At 47.4% G+C, this 20,106-nt stretch carries 14 protein-coding genes; 9 read left to right on the forward strand and 5 right to left on the reverse strand.

Annotated features, from left to right (window positions below):
- Positions 1 to 162 precede the first annotated feature (162 nt).
- Positions 163 to 2,676, forward strand: a complete 2,514-nt coding sequence (gene ptsP / locus EZMO1_RS01990) for a phosphoenolpyruvate--protein phosphotransferase (RefSeq protein WP_034879423.1) — start codon at positions 163 to 165, stop codon at positions 2,674 to 2,676.
- A 7-nt stretch (positions 2,677 to 2,683) separates the two neighbouring features.
- Here the strand turns inward: ptsP and EZMO1_RS26465 are convergent, their stop codons facing one another.
- Positions 2,684 to 4,423: a hypothetical protein gene (locus EZMO1_RS26465; RefSeq protein ID WP_160174129.1), complete on the reverse strand. Its 1,740-nt coding sequence runs from the start codon at positions 4,421 to 4,423 to the stop codon at positions 2,684 to 2,686.
- Positions 4,424 to 4,429: 6 nt separating this feature from the next.
- Positions 4,430 to 6,121 (reverse strand): hypothetical protein, encoded by a 1,692-nt coding sequence (locus tag EZMO1_RS02000; protein WP_034879421.1) that lies wholly within the window; start codon positions 6,119 to 6,121, stop codon positions 4,430 to 4,432.
- A gap of 138 nt (positions 6,122 to 6,259) precedes the next feature.
- Between EZMO1_RS02000 and hslO the strand changes: the two genes are divergently transcribed.
- Both hslO and pckA read left to right on the forward strand, forming a co-directional pair.
- On the forward strand, positions 6,260 to 7,135 hold the full coding sequence (gene hslO, locus EZMO1_RS02005; protein WP_034879420.1) for an Hsp33 family molecular chaperone HslO: 876 nt from the start codon (positions 6,260 to 6,262) through the stop codon (positions 7,133 to 7,135).
- A 375-nt stretch (positions 7,136 to 7,510) separates the two neighbouring features.
- A complete protein-coding gene (gene pckA, locus EZMO1_RS02010) occupies positions 7,511 to 9,142 on the forward strand; it encodes a phosphoenolpyruvate carboxykinase (ATP) (protein WP_034879419.1) in 1,632 nt (543 codons plus the stop codon).
- A gap of 83 nt (positions 9,143 to 9,225) precedes the next feature.
- Here the strand turns inward: pckA and EZMO1_RS02015 are convergent, their stop codons facing one another.
- Both EZMO1_RS02015 and EZMO1_RS02020 read right to left on the reverse strand, forming a co-directional pair.
- Positions 9,226 to 10,737 carry a hypothetical protein gene (locus EZMO1_RS02015; protein ID WP_034879418.1) on the reverse strand — a complete coding sequence of 504 codons (1,512 nt, stop codon included), beginning with the start codon at positions 10,735 to 10,737 and terminating at the stop codon, positions 9,226 to 9,228.
- An 84-nt stretch (positions 10,738 to 10,821) separates the two neighbouring features.
- Entirely contained in the window at positions 10,822 to 12,072 is a 1,251-nt protein-coding gene (locus tag EZMO1_RS02020; RefSeq protein WP_034879417.1) for a neutral/alkaline non-lysosomal ceramidase N-terminal domain-containing protein, read from the reverse strand.
- Between the two features lie 106 nt (positions 12,073 to 12,178).
- Between EZMO1_RS02020 and EZMO1_RS02025 the strand changes: the two genes are divergently transcribed.
- The 5 genes from EZMO1_RS02025 to EZMO1_RS02045 all read left to right on the forward strand — a co-directional run bounded on the left by EZMO1_RS02025 (position 12,179) and on the right by EZMO1_RS02045 (position 18,356).
- A complete protein-coding gene (locus EZMO1_RS02025) occupies positions 12,179 to 14,518 on the forward strand; it encodes a Tex family protein (RefSeq protein ID WP_034879416.1) in 2,340 nt (779 codons plus the stop codon).
- Positions 14,519 to 14,583: 65 nt separating this feature from the next.
- Positions 14,584 to 15,090, forward strand: coding sequence for a hypothetical protein (locus tag EZMO1_RS02030; protein WP_034879415.1), 507 nt, complete (start codon positions 14,584 to 14,586; stop codon positions 15,088 to 15,090).
- Positions 15,091 to 15,369: 279 nt separating this feature from the next.
- The gene (gene gshA / locus EZMO1_RS02035; protein ID WP_034879529.1) at positions 15,370 to 16,947 is read left to right on the forward strand and encodes a glutamate--cysteine ligase; all 1,578 of its coding nucleotides are present in this window, start codon (positions 15,370 to 15,372) and stop codon (positions 16,945 to 16,947) included.
- A gap of 107 nt (positions 16,948 to 17,054) precedes the next feature.
- Positions 17,055 to 17,558 (forward strand): disulfide bond formation protein B, encoded by a 504-nt coding sequence (locus EZMO1_RS02040; RefSeq protein WP_034879414.1) that lies wholly within the window; start codon positions 17,055 to 17,057, stop codon positions 17,556 to 17,558.
- A 333-nt stretch (positions 17,559 to 17,891) separates the two neighbouring features.
- The gene (locus EZMO1_RS02045; protein ID WP_034879413.1) at positions 17,892 to 18,356 is read left to right on the forward strand and encodes an Rsd/AlgQ family anti-sigma factor; all 465 of its coding nucleotides are present in this window, start codon (positions 17,892 to 17,894) and stop codon (positions 18,354 to 18,356) included.
- Between the two features lie 107 nt (positions 18,357 to 18,463).
- Here EZMO1_RS02045 and EZMO1_RS02050 read toward each other — a convergent pair whose 3' ends face one another.
- A complete protein-coding gene (locus tag EZMO1_RS02050; protein WP_034879412.1) occupies positions 18,464 to 19,165 on the reverse strand; it encodes a BamJ family beta-barrel-assembly machinery protein in 702 nt (233 codons plus the stop codon).
- A 350-nt stretch (positions 19,166 to 19,515) separates the two neighbouring features.
- Here EZMO1_RS02050 and EZMO1_RS26470 point away from each other — a divergent pair, with 350 nt between their 5' ends.
- Positions 19,516 to 20,103 carry a hypothetical protein gene (locus EZMO1_RS26470; protein ID WP_034879411.1) on the forward strand — a complete coding sequence of 196 codons (588 nt, stop codon included), beginning with the start codon at positions 19,516 to 19,518 and terminating at the stop codon, positions 20,101 to 20,103.
- The last annotated feature ends 3 nt before the right edge of the window (positions 20,104 to 20,106 follow it).

Genomic DNA, 20,106 nt, shown 5'->3' on the forward strand with positions numbered 1-20,106 from the left:
TCACTCATTCTGCTGATCGCAGTGGTTGCCAGCGCTTATGATCAAATCACTGCTTTCCCGGAAAGAGGTGACCCGGCTGGAGCTTTTCCAGAAGGGACTATCACACTGGTTTAAGGACGATCGTCAATTATTAAAACAGAACAACAGGAGATGCCGGGAGCAATGAGCAGTAAGGAACTTGTGTTTACCTGTGAGTTGATCAATGGGCTGCATGCCCGTCCAGCCAGTGCGTTTGTCAGGGAGGTTCAGGCGTTCAGTGTTGAAGTCATTCTTGAGAACCAGAGAAACGGCAGGCGTGCAAGTGGCAACAGTGCGCTATCCCTTATTTCTGCAGATGTTGCTTACCGGGATGTTTGTAAGCTGACCATTACGGGAGGGGATGCAGACAAAGCCCTGGCCCGTCTTCGGTACTTTATTCAAAAAGAACTGCCTAAAAGTGACTCGGCGGTTGCGTCCTCGGGTTCTTCTTACTTGCCTCCCTCCCTTCGCGCCCTGACCATGAATGTTGCAAAGGGGCATGCAACGGGTGAAGGCTGGGCCAGAGGGACTCCGGTTTGCCTTAAAGAATACCGCTTTCTGCCCAATCAGGACCATGCTGTCTATGCCGGTGTCACCGGAGAACGTTTACGGCTGGTTGGTGCTTTGGAACAGGTTCAGAAAAACCTTCTTCAGGCCATTGAAAAAGCAGAGCTTGTGGCCGAGCGCGAAGTTCTGGGGGCGCATTATACGCTTGCCTGTGATCCTGACTTTAAAAGAAGACTGCTGGATCACGTCAACAACGGCCTTTCTGTGGTGGAAAGTATTGAGGCCACGCTGGAGCACTTCACCCACGCGCTGAAAAGTGGCGACAGTGCCTATTTGCAGGACAGGGTAATGGATATCCGTGACCTGTGCGATCAGCTCATGTACTTTTCTTACGGTAGTGGCTGTCTATATACACCGGATGTTCTTAATCAACACAGTATTTGTCTGGCTGATAATCTGACGCCCAGTCAGCTTCTTGCACTGGACCATCGTTACCTTAATGGTCTGGTGCTTGAGTCTGGTGGCAAAGCATCGCATACCGTACTGATTGCACAGGCAAGGGGTATTCCTGTGGTTGTGGGTGCTGAAGGCGCGCGAGAGTTGATGAACACTTCCGCTGAAGTGATTCTGGATGCTGGTCTGGGGGTGTTGATTGGTGACCCTTCCAGAGAAGTGGCTCGTTACTATCAGCAGGAACGCCGAAAGCAGCAGCGGATGAACGAACGATATCATCCTTTTATTAACCGGCAGGCAAAAACGCTGGATGGCATAAGGCTGGAGGTTGGAGCCAATATCGTTGGAGTGGAAGATGCCGAGCAGGCTTTTGGTCAGGGGGCTGAAAGTGTCGGACTGTTTCGCACAGAAATGATTTACATGCAGAGAGAACAGGCACCGGATGAAAATGAACAGGTGTGTACTTACAGCAAACTATTGAGGTTGGCTGAAAATCGTTCAGTGATTATCCGGACAATGGATGTGGGTGCGGATAAACCGGTGGACTACTTTGAACTGGAAGACGAAGACAATCCCTTTCTGGGGTATCGGGCTATCAGGCTTTATCCTGAATTTCTGGATCTTTTTCGAATTCAGATCCGGGCGATTCTGATTGCTGCCTGTGAACAGCCTGCATCTGTCATGATCCCAATGGTCAGCTGTCTGGATGAAGTGCTGTGGGTCAGGGATGTTATTCACAATGTTCAGAAAGAAATGACCCAGAATAACGAAGCCTTTGGAACGATTCGTCTGGGGATTATGCTGGAAGTGCCTTCTGCCTGTCTGATCATTGACCAGCTGGCTGATTATGTTGATTTTTTCAGTATTGGTAGCAACGATCTGGCTCAATACTTTCTTGCGGCAGACCGTGATAATGAAAAAGTAAGCAATCTTTACAGCTATCTGCACCCTTCCTTCCTGCGCCTTCTGAAAATGGTGATGAACGAAACCAGACGGTATCAGGTCTGGACCGGACTCTGCGGTGAAATGGCCACCGATCCTGAAGCCTTACCACTACTTGTTGGTCTGGGTCTGGATGAAATCAGCTTGCCGGGAACTATTATACCCGCAATAAAAGAGAAGCTGAGTCATCTCGCCTCTTCTGATTGTCGAAAGTTGTTGGATCAGGCTGTAGTTTGCAACAGCGTTCAGTCGGTACAGAGTTTACTGAAGACCTTTCGCAGTGACTTTACGTCCCGAACGATTTTCGACACTGCCATCGTCAATCTTGATTACGAAGCTCTCAGTAAAGAAGAAGCGGTTAAAGAGCTGGTTGATATGATGTTACTGGACGGGCGTCTGTTGGATGGTAGCCAGGTCGAAGAAGCTATCTGGGCACGTGAAGCCCTGTACTCCACAGAAATGGACAATGGTATTGCCATTCCCCATCTGCAGTCGGAGCATGTCCTGTGTCATTCTGTGGGTATTTTACGGCTAAGGGAATCGCTGTGCTGGCTGGGGGACAGTGAACCACAGGTGAATACGATATTCTTGCTGGCAGTGCCTGATGCCGTAGCGAAAGGTCAGCATATGAAGGTATTTTCCCGGCTGGCAAGAAAACTGGTCAAGCCTGAATTTATAGAGCGCTTCAACCGTTGCGATGACCCGCAACAGATCATCGGGTTGTTGCGGGAAGAAATCGAGTTGTCAGAGGGTTAAAGTCAATTCATTGCTCAAGCAGGTTTTTCAGAAAACCGAGCTGGTCGTCTTCATAAAGCAGCTCAACGTGCCTGTCATAAGGGTTCTCCTCTTTGTCCAGCCGGGCTCTCAGGTTTGCATCGTCCTGTGGCAGATAATTGGGTACGGTTGGAGGTACACTCGTGGCTCTGTTCTGTAGTTGAGCCGCGTTGGTGAGCTCACCTTCCCGTGCCAGCAGTCTTCGCCATTGATCACAAAACCGGGTAGCTAATTGTTGTTGCACCATCGGAAGCTCATAATCCTGATTGCTTTCAAGGCGGTTAATGTCGAAGTCATCACAAAAGCGCATGTCTTCAAGGCGAATAGTATCTCTCATCACTTTTGCCGCAAGGCTGTCCTGATGCCCTGTGCCTGCAACAATGCCGGCAACGAAATCGGCAACAGGAGGTGTGACAGATTCACACTCAAGAAGAAATGCTTTGCATTCCGCTTCAGCACGGGGATCAGGCTTTTTGTTCAGCAGATCCTGTTCTGATACCCCGGTTGCCATGATTCCCAGCTGGATAAGTCGAACAATGTCGCTATTTAAGTATACAGCTTCTGGGTGTGTAGACATGCGATGTTGCTTTATTAGCAACTCAAACAGTAATGCTTTCCGGGAAGTATGCGTATTGCCAAATCGAGGGTCTGTCGCTTTATGCTGAGGATCGCCTGCTTCCAGTGCCAATGGGGCTGACAGGCTGACAGGTCCAGCTTTTTTAGCAGGATCCTGAAATACCCTGAATCTATTGACCGCTGCGAGGTAGGCTGGTTGTTCTGCCAGACTATCAGGCGAGACATCCGGGTTGAGATAACCCCTCTGGTTGGGTGGTTTCTTCTCGCCTTTTGCCTCGGCGGGTGGAGGTGGCGGCGGTGGGGGAGGCGGTGGTTTACTCATACCCGGAGGTGGAGGCGGGGGAGGAGGGCTTTCCTGATAAGGCATCCTGATTTCTGGCTGATGAGCTGGTTCTGGCTGATAGTGCCAATCATCTTTGGCAGGCGTTTCTACCGGAGACGGTTGGGCGGGTCTTGCTGATGAAGTCGCCGGGGTTGTATCGGTTTGGCGGGTGCGTAAGAAATCATTGATTGAAATAGATGCAAAACCTTTGGGTATTGGAGGCGTGTTGATGCCTCTGCCCTGAAGTTGTGCTGCAAATCCGACTAAAATGGCTTCAGCGTCGTTTAATTCATTTCTGAATTCGCTGGTTTTTTCCCGGGTATAGTACTTATCGATTTTTCGAATACTGTCTGTCAGCTGGCTTCTGGCGCTATCTGCTTTTGCCGGGTCTTGCTGAAAAGCTTTTTTGTCGGGGGGAACCAGACGATTCATTTCGCCGTTTTCGTTGATGTGGATAATCGTAAACGGTTGGTTGTTCGGGGATGGTTCCGGAGCGTTGAGGCTTTGTATTATCGCATCAAGCTGTTCCAGCATATGATTTTGGGCACGCATTGACTGAACGGTATTCCACTGTTGACCAAAACGGTTCTTTAAACGATCCGTGTATGCTGCTTCATTAACATTAGATTCTGAAGCGTGAGGGTTAATGCTTCGCTCCCCCAGAGGGTTCGCACTGGATTGCTCTGTTACCCCGGTCGAAGGCGTATGGCGAGTGCCCTTTGCCGTTGATATTCGCCCATTGTCCGAAGACGGAGGCGAGGGTGTTTGAGGAGGTGGTGTGTAGGGGAAAGTCGGAGCCCCTCTGGTAGGCCTATCCGTTGGTGGGGGCATGACTCTTTACTCCTCTTTGCTTTTTAGAGGTTTAACGTTCTTGAAATGTTCTCCTGCTGTTTCTTCGTACTGGATATCAGTAATGGTGAGTTTTTTATTTTTGTCCAGTGTACTCAATGTCTCATCAAAGCCTGTTCGTATAGCGGCTGCCAGTTCATTTTTATCGGCTTTGGGGTGCATGAAGTAACCACCGCCAATCAGGGGTGATCTCAGAATGGGCAATTGGGGAAGGCCATGCTTTTTTGCATCAATATTCCATTGATTTTGTGCCAGAAGAATATTGGCACTGAATTGTTTTATGGATGCCAGCCATTTTTGCTTACCTTCTTCTGTGTCCGGATAGTTGCTGTTGGCTCCGGCAGAGCCATCTGGAGGAATGGCGTAGATCATGGCTCCGTTTGCAGGATCAGCTTCAGGGAAGGACTTATTAAAAACATCAATAAAAATGGTGCCTTCGTTATTTTTGGCGCCCGGCGGTTGATAGGCTGCAGCGCCAGATAACATGGACGCGTGTTTTCCAAATTGGCCGGGGCGAAATGAAACATACTCACCTTTGGTCTTAGCTTCAGTCAGCATACGCTCATGAATGGTTTTATAGAACATGGCTCCCGGGGTGGTGTCAGCGAACTCTCTGTTTATGCCTCCGTGTCCGAGAGCCAGATCCGGATTTCCACAGTTAACAGATGCCAGCTTGCCGGATAATGCTTCCTCCTTGTCACTGTGCCAGATGCTGGCGTAGCCCGTTGTCTTAGAAGGTTGCAAAAAGCTTTCCGTGACTTTTCCTAAACCGGCACCCGTCGGGCGAAATTCTTCAGAAACTTCTTCAGGAGAAACCGGTTTGGGTGGATCGGTCTTTGTACGCTTTTTCAAATTTTGTTGAGTTAGCTTTGATGGATCAAAGCCATCCGGGAAAACCTTTGTAGGTGGTTGACCAGGTGGGGCTTTTGGCGGCCCGCGACGAGTGGGGGGAAGTGGTTCTAGAATGTATTCACCTTCCTCGGTTGCAGCGCTACCAGTGGCTGGCCTGGCAGGTTGTGATGATGTTGCGTTTAACAGGGAGCTGAACGTGAAAATAATCCGTGGATAAGTGATAGGAGGTTCGGGAATCTGTGCATTTTCCAGCTCGTTTCGACAGGCTGCCAGTCTGGCTTCTGCATCCTGTGCTCTCTCGCCAAGTGCTTTACCCTCAGACCCTTTGTAGTGTTCCTGTACGGCGTTTAACTGTTCTTTCAGTTGCGTTTTGAGCAACTGGTATTTGTCTTTGTCTTTTAGCAACTCCGGACTGGGAGGAATCAGTGAAACCTGTTTTCCTCCATCATTCACCAGAATGAAAAAGGGCGTATTAGCTGCCATTTGTTCCGGCTGCTCCAGCTGTTCCAGCAGCCCGGGAATTGAATGGATAAAATTGACCTGTGCATTCAACTGTCTGGCTTCATGGGCCTGCTCGGTGAACTCTTGGGTGATGCGTTTTTGTTCGTTTACGTTGAGGGTTGGCGCTGTCTCTGAGGGTGTGCGCTGCCCAATGGTTTTACCCGGTGGTTTTGAGGAGTCGTGTGCAGGCGGAGGAAAAGACGGTTTTGCAGGTACGCTGGTTACTGTCTCTCCATTTTTTACGCCGGGTGGAGGAGGTGGTGGTGGATCAGGAATTTTCCCTGTGTATGGAGAACCTCCAATTGAAGAAGAATCATTCGAACTCATAGAGTCATCCTGAAGAAGACGGACTTATTGACTGGTTATCGGTCAGTAAAAGCAACAAATGAGAATCAAAAAGCGAGTCGCTATAATCTCCTCTATCCCAAATTCTTTTTAAGAAAACAACAGAGGCTGTAAGCCTGAATGATGAGTAAAAACTCCGCTCAACGATTTTTGTTCGATAACGCCGATGTAAGAGGCGAAATCATCTCCATGGACAGCTGCTTTGCCGATGCTCTGGCAGCCCATGATTACCCACAGAACGTTCGTGAACTGCTGGGGGAACTGGCAACAGCTGCCATGCTGCTCAGTTCCACCCTGAAGTTTGAAGGCATTCTCAGTTTGCAGGCAAAAGGTGAAGGCCCTTTGTCGCTGCTGATGGTTGAATGCACTGACCAGAAAACGTTCCGTGCCCTGGCTCGCTGGGAAGAAGGTGCTGACCTGTCTGGTCATGGCCTGAAAGCTCTGCTGGGTAACGGGACACTGGTTATGACGGTTGACCCTCATAAAGGCAATCGCTATCAGGGTATCGTTCCACTGCATCATGAATCTCTGGCAGACAGTCTGAAAGATTACTTCCAGCAGTCCGAACAACTGCCCACAGAATTCTGGATTGCCAGCAATGGTGATCAGTGCGCCGGCCTGTTGTTGCAGGCTCTGCCTGCCAGTGTTGAAGAGTCCGATGAAACTCGTGATGAATCCTGGAACCGACTGTCTATTCTGGCGAATACCGTCACCAGCGATGAGCTGCTGTCTCTGGATCATGAAACACTGCTGAACCGCCTTTACCACGAAGAAGACGTTCGCTTGTTTGACGAGGCACCTGTTGCATTCAGCTGCAATTGCTCGCGCCCGAGAAGTGCGAAAATTTTGCACAGCCTTGGGCGGGCAGAAATTGACGCTATTCTTGCCGAGAGCGGTGAAGTAGCGATGGATTGTCAGTTCTGCAACCAGAAATATACCTTCTCGGAAGCTGAGATCACGGCACTGTTTGATGGTCAGGAGCCTAAAACGCACTGACCTGTACTGTTCCCTCCCTCACACGCAGCCTGACATCATGTCGGGCTACTTTTTTCTGCACATCAACGCCCCGTGTCTCGATAGATAACATAAGACAACACTTCGGTGCCGACCTAAGGTATCTATGAGTACCTTCACTTGACAAACTTTGACTTCAGACAACGTTTTCTAACGGGATAACCGTTAGCTTATCCACCATGAAAAGCCGTTTAGGAATAAAGAAATTTTTTTGATGACAATAAGCCGAGATAATATAACGAAAAATAAGTTTTAGTTGCTGAATTAATAACCTAAAATAAGCGCAATCACATAAGATAACAAAGTTTTTCACAATAGAGCATATATAACTACTACAAGCCTGGGAGAGCTATTGCTATGAGCGAAGTCAATGTAAATGTCGTTTTGGACCCCGAAGCTCTGGCTGAGGTGGGTATCAAAGGCGTTAAAGAAATCGTTTACAACCCGTCTTATGATGCCCTGTTCGAAGAAGAAACCAAACCGGAGCTGGAAGGCTATGAACAGGGGATTGTGACTGAGCTGGGCGCTGTAGCGGTAGATACCGGAATCTTTACAGGACGTTCTCCCAAAGATAAATGGATTGTTAAGGATGACACCACAGAGAAAAATATGTGGTGGACCACGGAAGAGTCTAAAAACGACAACAAGCCTATCAATCAGGAAGTCTGGAATCACCTGAAAGGTCTGGTGACTGAGCAGCTGTCTGGTAAGCGACTGTTTGTGATTGACGGCTTCTGTGGTGCCAACCCGGACACCCGCCTGAGCATTCGTATTGTCACTGAGGTGGCATGGCAGGCGCACTTTGTGAAAAACATGTTTATACGTCCAACTGAAGAAGAGCTGAAGACCTTTGAGCCTGACTTTGTTGTGATGAACGGCGCTAAAACAACGAATCCTCTTTGGAAAGAGCAGGGATTGAACTCAGAAAACTTTATTGCTTTCAATCTGACTGAAAAACTGCAGGTTATCGGCGGCACCTGGTACGGTGGCGAAATGAAGAAGGGCATGTTCGCCCTGATGAACTACCTGCTCCCGCTTCGTGGTATTGCTTCCATGCACTGTTCTGCCAATGTTGGCGAGAAAGGTGATGTTGCTGTGTTCTTTGGTTTATCAGGTACCGGTAAGACGACATTGTCTGCAGACCCTAAACGGGCATTGATTGGTGATGACGAGCATGGCTGGGATGATGATGGGGTCTTCAATTTTGAAGGTGGCTGCTACGCCAAGACCATTAAGCTCTCTGAAGAAAATGAGCCCGATATTTACAATGCGATTCGCCGTGATGCATTGCTGGAAAATGTGACTGTTAATGCCGATGGAAAAATAGATTTTGACGACAGTTCCAAGACCGAAAATACCCGCGTATCTTATCCGCTCGATCACATCGATAATATTGTCAAACCGGTTTCCAAGGCGGGTCATGCCAAGCGGGTTATCTTCCTGACGGCTGATGCCTTTGGTGTTTTGCCTCCGGTAGCCAGGCTGACCCCGGAGCAGACCAAGTACCACTTCCTGTCCGGCTTTACTGCCAAGCTGGCAGGCACCGAGCGCGGTATTACCGAGCCAACGCCGACTTTTTCTTCCTGCTTTGGTGCCGCTTTCCTGACATTGCACCCGACCAAGTATGCGGAAGAACTGGTGACGAAGATGGAAAAGCATGGTGCAACGGCTTATCTGGTTAACACCGGCTGGAATGGCACTGGCAAACGCATTTCTATTCAGGCTACCCGCGCGATTATTGACGCCATTATGGATGGTTCAATCGACGAGGCAGAAACAGCAACCATGCCGTACTTTGGCCTGCATGTGCCCCAGAGTGTCAACGGTGTGGATGATGGCATCCTGAATCCTCAGGACACCTATCAAGACAAGGATGAATGGAAGCGTAAAGCAAAAGATCTGGCTGATCGTTTTATTACTAATTTCAACAAGTTCACTGACAACGAGGAGGGGAAAGCCCTGGTGGCTGCAGGTCCTAAGCTGAACTGATGAACAGCCCGGAAAAAATATAGAACCAACGTCTTTTATACCTTTAGTACCTGAAATAAAAACGGAAGCCTTGGCTCCCGTTTTTATTCAAAGTAAGGGTCTTCAAACATCTCAACCTGTTCTCTATAAGCATCTTCCATGCGGTTTTTTAATATTTTGAACGCGTGAAGGGCGGGTTCCAGTCTATCTGTAAGATAAGGGTTATCACTGGTTATTTTAAACAGCCTGTCTAATGAAGTGGTTAGTCTGATAGCAATAGGTGTTAAACCTTTAAGAGTACTGGGAGCATTTTCGATTTCATGGATAATAGAGGCTACTTCTTGTATTTTGGCCTTCCAGCTTTCATCCATTGAGTATGTTGAGAGTAAAAAAACTAGCTTTTCGGGTATCGAACTTAAAGGTAGTTCAGGTTCATTTGGAACTTTGTAGAGTCTGATTTTTTCATCGAGATCGTCAACATGTTTATTTAACCGATCTAATTTATCTACAAGCTTTGCTGAATATTTTTCCACATCACTTTGGGTGGTGACTAGAGAGGGTGAGAAGTTATAAAACAGGCCTGCACCACCTTCCTTTAAAAGAGATAGGCACATTCCAGAACAGTTTTGCTCCGTACTGAATTGTTTATAGTAATGATTTGGATGCTCTGGGTTTTTTACAGCGATCCATTTGTTTCGCATTTTTTCAAGGTCAAGACCAAACATCGTAAAGGTTTCTCTGCCAGTCCATTGGTCTTTATCAAAGCCTACACAAGGTAGGTAATGCTTTTCTGCTCGCCTTTGCCATTCACGATTATCTTTGCTTGAAGTTTTTTGAAATGGTAGTGGCTTGTAGTTTGCGGTTTTGACTGTATTGTCAGTTATTTCGTCCTGTCCTCCGTCTGCCTGAGGTAATACAGTTTCGGGTACAGTAACCTCAATATGACGATCAATAAGAGGGTTTACTGCCTCTTTTTCAGCTATTGATTGACGAGCATCCACACCGGCTTGAAGTCTGAATTTTGTTCTGTCTCCAAGATAAAGAGCTTTGTCATCCCTGTAACTGGGGGGGGCTATAGGAAAATCTTGAGTGAGTAGATCATCTAGCTTCATCTTGATAGGGGCTAAAAAGCGTTTGAATGGGTTTTTGGATCTGCTCCAGTTTATAAGCCTGATTTTTCTTGGTGTCCATGTGGCATATTCATCAATGTCAGCTATTTTGTCTTTCATCGATAATGCAGTATGCATACTCGAATCAATTTTCCCGGGTGTTGTCCAATGCCTCACTACGATATGCCGAGACATCCTTTTAGCATTTCCATGGCTCCAGCTAAACCCCTCAGGAACATCAAAAGGAGAAGCCTTTCGAGTGCAGAGTTCTTTATCCTTCAATTCTTGCAGATTGGATACAACAGGTTTCATCGCTGACATCTCTGCTTTGGAGTTAGAAGCGGGAATCTTAACCTGCCGGGTTATACCGCTTTTTAATTTTGCCCAGCTAACAGATAAAAAGCCTGCGTTTTCCCCCTTCACCTCTTTTTGAACTCTTGAGACCTGCGCAGCCAGATTGGCTGCATCTGCCCTGCTTTTAAATACATAGATGTCGAAGCCGGCCATGCTATTTGCCTTGAAGATTGGATTAACCTGCTGGGGGCATCGGCCGCGACATGAAAAGATAAAGGGCTTATGGGGGCTGTCGCTTCAGTCTATCCGGATACGGCACTTTCTGGCGAGATGCTCCAGAGACCGAGCCACCTTGCGGCTGAGAGCATGACTGATCATCAGCTTTTCTTCATCACCGTCAGTCCTGATGTTTTTTTCAGGAATCAGGTAGCCCAGACTGTCATGAGTTAACCCGAGAACAGCTACAGGGTTATACCTGATCAGTCCCATTAGCTGTATTCCCAATGCAGTAACGGGCTCTCCCGGGGTTGTGAGTAAAACAATATCATCCAGCACAATAACTGAAGTTCTGGTTTTATAAGACCTGCTGAATGGGTCGCCCCAATCAACAGTACCGTGCTGGAGCGCCTTGGTTGTCATGACCAGTGAATAATTGTCCGCTTGATCGCTGATGACTTCAGTGCAATAGCTCAGTGAGGACTTGAGAGGTTTGCTGTTATCGAGACTGTTAAGGATGAGTTTGGCAATATCGTTTCCGTACTTTTCTGCGAAGGCAAAGGTTCTGGGGTTACCATGAGCCGGTAGCACATCGCCCAGTACACCGTTGATGAACATTGCGGGTACATTCAACTTCTGCTTGAGCTCGGCCCTGGCGTAATGCACCCAGTCGGATGAGAATTTTTTATTGCCTTTATCCAGAATCACCGGATGTGATCCGAGTGTGAACAATGTGACAAATGGCTTATCTTGTTCATTTCGCAACTGAAGCGACAAAACCTGCGTGATGATATTACTGTTGTTTGTACGACGGTTGTAGCCCGTTAGTTTGTCACTGGTGGAGGCATGGACAGACACTTTTTGCACATTACCCCATGCGTTTCTGGCGGTTTCAACAATGGCTTCAATAATAGCCTTCTCCTGTTGTTTATTCAGACCGCCCCATAGCCCCTGCAAATCTATGCTGCTGTGCGTATGCGTTGCTGTGAGAATAATATTTTCCTGTGGCAACAGGGTCGCTGTTGAGAGACGTTTCCGAACCTTATCTGCCAGAGACTGACTGAAACCAATCGCGTCCAGTGAAATAAGGAATAGCGAGTCATCCTCTTCGTCGGTCAGGAATAATGCCTGAACGCCAATACGATCATGCAAACCGGTTGCTTGACGCCAACAGAACATGCCGTAGCCTGCCATACAGGCCATTTTGTCGCTGGATTCAGGGTGTTCGGTATAGGGAAAGGGTTGACTGTCAAAACCTGCGCGCCAGGCAAAGGAGCTTTGGCAGGCAAAGAGCAGAATCAGGCACAGATACAGGACGTTAGTTTTACCCATAATCTTCAACTTAAAAAACTTCGAACCATTGCTACAGACAAAACACCATGAACCGTTATAATTCTCCATCCAAATTCAAAGCGTTATAAATAACGAGTAAGGTTTTATGGAGATCATCTTTCAGCGTATAGCAGAAGAGCTGAATGTTCGAACAGCGCAAGTGGTTAGTGCTGTTAATTTGCTGGACGATGGTGCGACCGTGCCGTTTGTCGCCCGTTATCGTAAAGAGGCTACCGGCGGTCTGGATGACACCCAGCTTCGGGTTCTGGAAGAAAGACTGCGCTACCTGCGTGAGCTGGAAGACAGAAGAGCCACCATTCTCAACAGTATTCGTGAGCAGGATAAACTGACTCCGGAACTGGAAAAGGACATTCTAGACGCAGATACCAAAACTCGCCTTGAAGATCTCTACCTGCCTTACAAGCCAAAGCGTCGCACGAAAGGCCAGATTGCGATTGAAGCGGGTCTGGAGCCTCTGGCTGACAAACTGTTTGAACAGCCGGAAACCGATCCGGAAGCTGAAGCCGCGGGTTATGTGAATGCAGAGCACAATGTGGCGGACACCAAAGCTGCTCTGGAAGGTGCCCGTTACATCCTGATGGAGCGCTTCAGTGAAAACGCTGAACTGCTGGGTAAATTGCGCAACATGTTGTGGGAAGAAGGTATTCTTTCCAGTCGTGCTATTGAAGGCAAGGAAGAAGAAGGCGCCAAGTTCCGCGACTACTTTGAACACGATGAAGCGATTAAAAATGTTCCATCCCATCGTATGCTGGCTATCCTGCGCGGTCGCAATGAAGGTGTTCTGCAGTCCAGCCTGAAGTTGGCAAATGAGCCTGAATCCCGTCTGGAAACCCATCCTTGTGAAGGGGTGGTTGCTGATTTTTATGAGATCGTTAACCAGGATCGCCCGGCAGATAAATGGCTGAAAGACGTGGTTCGCTGGACCTGGCGCATCAAGCTGTTGCCACAGCTGGAAACCGAACTGATGGGCATAGTGCGTGAAAGCGCTGAAGAAGAAGCAATCAAGGTTTTTGCGAAAAACCTGAAAGACCTGTTGTTGGCTGCACCTGCCGGTCTTCGTCCAACGCTGGGTCTGGACCCGGGTATGCGAACCGGTGTTAAGGTGGCCGTGGTAGACGGCACTGGTAAGCTGGTTGAACACTCGACCATTTTCCCTCACGCCCCGCAACGTCAGTGGAAAGAAGCTCTGGGCACACTGGCCACTCTGTGTCTGACACACGGTGTCGAGCTGGTGAGTATCGGTAACGGTACGGCTTCGCGGGAAACCGATCGTCTGGTGGCAGAACTGATGCGGGCCTATCCAAAGCTGGGGCTGACCAAGATCGTTGTCAGCGAAGCCGGTGCATCGGTTTATTCAGCATCCGAACTGGCTGCCCGTGAATTCCCTGATCTCGATGTGTCTATTCGTGGTGCGGTATCCATCGCCCGTCGTCTGCAGGATCCACTGGCGGAACTGGTAAAGATTGAGCCTAAAGCCATTGGTGTTGGTCAGTATCAGCACGATGTCAGCCAGACCCAGCTGTCGCGTTCTCTGGAAGCGGTTGTGGAAGACTGTGTAAACGCCGTAGGCGTTGATGTCAACACGGCCTCCAGCGCTCTGTTGACTCGTGTCTCCGGCCTGAACCGTACGCTGGCAGACAATATTGTTGCTTTCCGTGACCGCAATGGTGCATTCACCAGTCGTGATCAGTTGAAAGACGTTGAACGTATGGGCGCCAAAACCTTTGAACAGGCAGCGGGTTTCCTGCGCATCATGAAGGGAGATAATCCACTGGATGCTTCTGCCGTTCACCCGGAGACCTACTCGGTTGTGGAAAAAATCGGAGGTCGGTTTGAGCGTGATGTTCGTAGCCTGATCGGTGACAGTGCTTTCCTGAAAAGTCTGGATCCGAAGGAGTTTACCGATGAAAGCTTTGGTGTGCCCACGGTCACCGATATTATTTCGGAACTGGATAAGCCGGGTCGTGACCCGCGCCCTGAATTCAAGGCACCGGAATTTGACGACAGTGTGGTCAAGATCAGTGATCTGAAGCTGAACATGGAGCTGGAAGGCGTAGTCACAAACGTGACTAACTTCGGTGCGTTTGTCGATGTAGGTGTTCATCAGGATGGTCTGGTACACATCTCTGCACTGTCTGAAAATTTCGTCAAAGATCCGGCAGAAGTGGTTAAGGCAGGCGACATTGTTAAGGTAAAAGTCATGGAAGTTGACGTTGCCCGCAAGCGTATTGGTCTGTCCATGCGAATGAAAGACAAGGCGGAAGAAGTAGCTGAAGCCCGTCAGCAACCAAGGCGTGAACGCTCTGCTGGTGGTGTCCGAAAACCTCAACAGAAGTCGCAGGGGCGTGGTGGCAGCCGGCAGAAAGAAAAAGCAGCAGGCTCGTTTGCTGACCTGTTTGCCAACGCCAAGAAGCTGAGGAAATAACAAAGTATTCTGTAAGTAAACGGATGCGAACGTTGCATTTGAGTGAGTAAGATTAGCTTGCTCAAGTGCAATTTTTATCGCCGGTTTTTGTTGAAGAACGGGTGATGACGTTCTACATTCAGAAGGGTTCTGGAATTACCATTCTCGCTTCATTGTCTCTGGTCAGTATTGTGTACCTCAAATTTTCAGGTAGTTATCGCTTTTCATTACAGAAGGTAATCAAAAGTCTTTTCTGCTGCCTGTTTGTCTGGGGAGGCTTTGCAGGTGGTATTTCTGCGGACACGATTTATCACCCAACGGGCCAGACGCCTTCTGATCAGCCTGATCACGATGACAGCGTTGAAGGGCAGCAGGATTATGGTATTCCGTTGTTCAGAATTGACGAGTCCCGCTGGTTTGATATCACCATTGACCTTCCGGATCATCCGGAAACGGCTCAGGAAGTGGCAGAACAAAGGAACCGTGATGCTCAACTGCGTAAATTGGGCAGACCTGAAACGTCAACGGTGTTCCCCGATGCTCACGAGATCACTGAAGGCATACGCCTGCGCTTTCATTATCGTTTCGACTGATTTGTTCTTAATGGGTTGAAAATAAGTCAAACGATACCATTAAAACAATGAATGACTCTTTAGCTTGCATGTTTCATTGTCTTTTCACTGATTTCCGCTTTCGCTTTGCAGGTGCATATTCAGCGTTAAGGCTATATAGTCGGCTTTGGTAGTATAAGTACTTGCACCGAAACCCCGTCTGGTAAGTCATGTTGCTACTGTTTCCGGCTCTGGCTGTTTTTTCATGACAGGCTGGCGCTTCCGGAGTCATTGCCAATATAAACAGAATTGGAACTGATCTTGACTACTCTTTACGAGCGTCGTCTGAAGCTTTTGCAGCGACCTGAACATCACAAGTTATTCACCGGTATACGACATGGGATCGAGAGAGAAGCCTTGCGGGTCAGTCCGGACGCCCGGCTGGCACAGACTGCCCATCCCAGAGTTCTGGGTAAGACGCTGACGCACCCTTACATCACCACTGATTACTCTGAAGCACTGCTGGAATTTATCACGCCGGTGCACAACCGGATTGATGATACTCTGGATTTTCTGAATGAGCTTCACGTATTCACCAGCAAAGTCATGGGTGATGAACTTTTATGGGCGGGCAGTATGCCATCCATTCTGGAGGGAGAAGCCCGTATACCTATTGCACAGTACGGTCATTCTAATTCAGGAGTGATGAAGTCGGTTTACAGGGAAGGGCTTGCGCATCGCTATGGCAAAGCAATGCAGACAATTGCGGGGTTGCACTATAACTTTTCCCTGCCAGCTGAACTTTGGTACCTGATGGGGCAGAGTGAAGGGGTTGAAGGCAATGACCAGACATTCCAGTCCGGGTTTTATCTTGGGTTGATTCGCAATTTCCGGCGCTATTCCTGGCTGCTGATGTACCTGTTTGGTGCCTCACCTGCCGTCAGTAAAAGCTTTTTTGCGGAATCCAAAGAAGCTCATAGCCTTCAGGAGCTGGATAGAGACTCGCTCTACCTGCCTTATGCCACGTCTTTGCGTATGAGTGATATGGGATACACAAACAACGCACAGTCGTCTCTGAATATCTGCTACAACACGGTGGAAGAGTACGTTGCCAGCCTGTCAAAAGCGATAAAGACACCTTATCCGGCCTACGAGAAAATTGGTGTAAAACAGGGCGATAAATATTTGCAGCTGAACACCAACCTGCTGCAGATAGAAAATGAGTATTACAGTAATATCCGACCCAAGCGCATTGCCCGTCGTGGCGAGAAACCTCTGACTGCTCTGGGCAGAAGAGGTATTGAGTACATTGAGGTTCGGTGTCTGGATATAAACCCGTTTGAGCCATTGGGTATTTCCTCATCCGATGCGCATTTTCTGGATGTATTCCTTGTTTACAGTGGATTAAAAGACAGCCCGGCAATGACCACAGAGCAGGAATGCCGTCGTACAACAGAAAACTTCCGCAAGACCGTTGAAGAAGGTCGCCGCCCGGGACTGATGCTTGAGTCTGAACGTGGCCCGGTGTCTCTACAGGGTTGGGGGCTGGCACTGCTGGAAGATATGCTGCCGGTTGCACAGATTCTGGACGAAGCAAACAATACAACACGCTTTACCAGCAGCCTGACACTACAGCAGGACAAACTGAACGATGTAAGTCTGACTCCATCGGCTAAGCTAATGCACGTGCTGCAGCAGGATTCAAAGAGTTATACGGATGTTATTCTGGACCTTTCCAAACGTCATCAGGCGCACTTTGCGGAAAACGAAGTGAACCGGGAAAGGCAGAAATATTTTGAATCACTGGCAGAAGAATCCATAGAAAATCAGAGACAGCTGGAAGCCAGCGATACTTTGAGCTTTGATGAGTTTCTGCAGCATTACCACGGGTCTGACTGAGGTTTTAATCGCTAAACAATAAAGGCCAGACCCTGCATAAAATGAAGTTAAGGCTAGCCACTCAATAATGCTGGTCTTAACAACAAAATAGCAATGGAGGCCTACCCATGACCATGCCCCGTTCAAGGCTGATCTTTTTTTTAGTAGCGGCTACAAGTGCTGCACTGATGGTGTTTTCTTTCTATCTTCAGTCTGCTTTAAATCTGGAGCCCTGTCCTCTGTGTATTTCTCAGAGAATTGCTATGGCAGGGCTTGGCACTGTTGCAATATTGGCGGTGTTGCACAATCCGGTGAATAACGGGTATCGGTGTTACGGTGGTTTTCTTGCCCTGATGGGGATGGCCGGAGCACTGCTGGCAAGCAGGCAGCTGTGGATGCAGAGTCTGCCACCCGAGGAAGTGCCTGCCTGTATGCCCAGTATTGAATACCTTGTTGATATCCTTCCTTTCACCGAAATTCTGAAAATTATGCTGACGGGCAGCGGTGATTGCGCTGATGTGCAGTGGGCTTTTCTTGGGTTATCCATTCCTGGCTGGACGCTTATTGTGTTTACAGGAATGTTAATAGTGGGACTGTTTGAGTGCCTGAGAAAAAGAGAGGCTCGCATTTAATATTAATGCTTTGCCTACGTTGTATTGTTGGTTTTTGATGAGGAAATAAAATGACTAAATGGTGCGATAGCCTCAATTTTAAATAATTTTTTCTAATTAAAGATTTTTTTTATATTTTAAAATGCAAGTTGAAAACGAAATGAGCCCTAAAATACAAGGGTTTCAACGAGTCGGATTTGTTTTAGTAAAAAAAATGCATGTCGATTTTGCAATTTGCCTCTTGCCGCAAAAATTTCACTGTCATAACCTAGCAACTGAATCATCAAATAACCGGTGACTAAGTGATGCCGTTTCCATATCGATGATAAGATCCAACCGTCAAGAGGAACTGTCATGCTGGAGGGTTGCAAATCGGCCAAAGAGCGTTGGGGAGGCGTTTCAGAGATTATTGATCGCTGGCTCAGCGAGCGTCAGGAATTGATTGTTCTTTTCTGTTCCGTTAATGGAATGGATCAATTTCACGATGATAAGCGTCCTGTCGCCAACAAACTAGAAGAAATGTGTCAGATTCTGGTTGATTATGCATCATCCGGGCATTTCGAAGTCTACGAACAGCTGGTTCGGGAGGGGATGGAGTTTAATGACGGAGGCGTTGAAATCGCACAGACCATCATCCCAAAGCTGGAAATGAACACGCAGGTTTGCTTACGATTTAATGATACGTGTGAAGGTATCAGTAGTGTTCAAATGCTTCAGAATTCTCTCTCCGAGTTAGGTGAAGCACTGGAAGAACGTTTTGAGCTTGAAGATAAACTGATTGAAGTGCTGCATGAATCCCATCGGGAACTCGTTTTATAGACTGTCTGGCTTCAGAGTAATCGTTATCAACAGATACTTTAAAATAGCGGCATTGATCAGAGAAAAAAGATCCGGATTATTAGTCCGGATCTTTTTTATTAGGTCTGTTATTTATCGTCTTTTTTAGCGTTATCCTTCTTAACTTCAATTAATTCAACTTTGAAGGTCAGCACTTCGTTAGGGCCAATTCTACCGGGTATTCCTCCGGGGCCATAGGCGAGATCGGCGGGAATGAATAACTCCCATGTAGAGCCTTCAGGCATTTCTTTCAGTCCTTCAGTCCAGCCTCGAATCACCTGATTGAGTTTAAACGTCGCAGGTTGATTACGTTCGTAAGAACTGTCAAATACAGTGCTGTCCAGTAATTTACCCTCGTAATGAACGGTTACTTCGCTGGTTTCAAGAGGCTTTTCGCCTTTTCCTTCTTTTATTACCCGATACTGAAGACCATTCTCCAGGGTTGAAATACCCGGCTTTTTGCTGTTTTCTTTTAGAAACGCCTGACCTTTTTCAAGGTTTTTGGCCGCTTCTTCCTGAAGTTTCTTCTGACGTTTTTCTTCCTGCTCTTTACGGGCTTTTTCAATAAGCTGGAACATTTCCTGTTTTTCCAGCTCCAGTGGTTTGCCTTCCAGAGTATCTTTTATCCCTTTGGAAAGGGCGTCTGCATTGATGCCTTCAAACTGCTTAAGCTGCTCGGCAAGAATGGATCCCAGACTGTAGCTGACCTTATCAGATTCAGTTTTCAGCTCAGCAGTAGAGTGAAGGGTGTAAGACATCAATGCGATGCCTGCCAAAGCTTTTAATCTCATGGAGTCTCTCTATCGGTTAAGTTGTCCCGGATGCAAAAAAAGCTTTTTTGTTCTTGCATCTTAGTTTTTCCATCTTTGTGCAAATGTTGAAAGATATCAAGTTGTCTGTATCAAAAATTTGTAAAAAAGCCTGTTTTTATAGTGTTATTGTTACTTCTATAAAAAACACATAACTCATTTTTAAAAAGTTATGAAATTTTTTTTGGAATTTAGTTAAGAAAAAATTTGCAGTCCTGTAATAAGCACTCTATGTTTTACTTAAAACTGGGTGTTAATTATTCAGTTTTTTTATATGCAGTCTGATATGAAGTAATGGAGTACTTAATAAAGGCAATGACGAGGGACGACAAATGCCTGTAGCCAAGAAAAAACCTGCAGCTAAAAAAGCTGCTAAAAAACCAGCTGCCAAAAAGACAGTTAAGAAAGTAGTGAAAAAGGCAGCTACCCGTAAAGTAGATCCGGTTAAAAAGCTTGAGAAAGAAGTTGATGCGCTCAAGAAGAAGCTGGACAAAGCTAAAGAGTCTTTGAAAAAAGCCAAGGCCAAAGCAAAAGCTTCTACCAAGAAAGCTGCTGCTAAAAAGCCTGCAGCCAAGAAGACCACTAAAAAAGCAGCTACCAAGAAAAAGGCTACTGCCAAGAAGACGGTAGTTCGTAAAAAGCCTGCTACTAAAAAGGCAGCTGCCAAGAAAACAACAAGAAAAGCAGCGACCAAAAAGAAGGCTACGGTTAAAAAGAAAGTAACCCGTAAAGCTGCTACCAAGAAAAAAGCACCTGCTCGTAAGGCCGCTGCCAAGAAAAAGGCTCCAGCCAGAAAAGCGGCTAAAAAGACGGTAGCGAAGAAAAAGGCACCTGCCAAAAAAGCGACCCGTAAAGTTGCTGCCAAGAAAAAAGCTCCTGCTAGAAAAGCTGCCAGCAGAAAGAGAGCGACTAAAAAGTAAGCC

This window comes from Endozoicomonas montiporae CL-33 (assembly GCF_001583435.1).
GTDB lineage: Bacteria > Pseudomonadota > Gammaproteobacteria > Pseudomonadales > Endozoicomonadaceae > Endozoicomonas_A > Endozoicomonas_A montiporae.

Excerpts from the sequence above, each read along its gene's own strand:
- ptsP (WP_034879423.1), top strand. The coding sequence starts at position 163 with ATGAGCAGTAAGGAACTTGTGTTTACCTGTGAGTTGATCAATGGGCTG.
- EZMO1_RS26465 (WP_160174129.1), bottom strand. The coding sequence starts at position 4,423 with ATGCCCCCACCAACGGATAGGCCTACCAGAGGGGCTCCGACTTTCCCC.
- EZMO1_RS02000 (WP_034879421.1), bottom strand. The coding sequence starts at position 6,121 with ATGAGTTCGAATGATTCTTCTTCAATTGGAGGTTCTCCATACACAGGG.
- hslO (WP_034879420.1), top strand. The coding sequence starts at position 6,260 with ATGATGAGTAAAAACTCCGCTCAACGATTTTTGTTCGATAACGCCGAT.
- pckA (WP_034879419.1), top strand. The coding sequence starts at position 7,511 with ATGAGCGAAGTCAATGTAAATGTCGTTTTGGACCCCGAAGCTCTGGCT.
- EZMO1_RS02015 (WP_034879418.1), bottom strand. The coding sequence starts at position 10,737 with ATGGCCGGCTTCGACATCTATGTATTTAAAAGCAGGGCAGATGCAGCC.
- EZMO1_RS02020 (WP_034879417.1), bottom strand. The coding sequence starts at position 12,072 with ATGGGTAAAACTAACGTCCTGTATCTGTGCCTGATTCTGCTCTTTGCC.
- EZMO1_RS02025 (WP_034879416.1), top strand. The coding sequence starts at position 12,179 with ATGGAGATCATCTTTCAGCGTATAGCAGAAGAGCTGAATGTTCGAACA.
- EZMO1_RS02040 (WP_034879414.1), top strand. The coding sequence starts at position 17,055 with ATGACCATGCCCCGTTCAAGGCTGATCTTTTTTTTAGTAGCGGCTACA.
- EZMO1_RS02045 (WP_034879413.1), top strand. The coding sequence starts at position 17,892 with ATGCTGGAGGGTTGCAAATCGGCCAAAGAGCGTTGGGGAGGCGTTTCA.
- EZMO1_RS02050 (WP_034879412.1), bottom strand. The coding sequence starts at position 19,165 with ATGAGATTAAAAGCTTTGGCAGGCATCGCATTGATGTCTTACACCCTT.
- EZMO1_RS26470 (WP_034879411.1), top strand. The coding sequence starts at position 19,516 with ATGCCTGTAGCCAAGAAAAAACCTGCAGCTAAAAAAGCTGCTAAAAAA.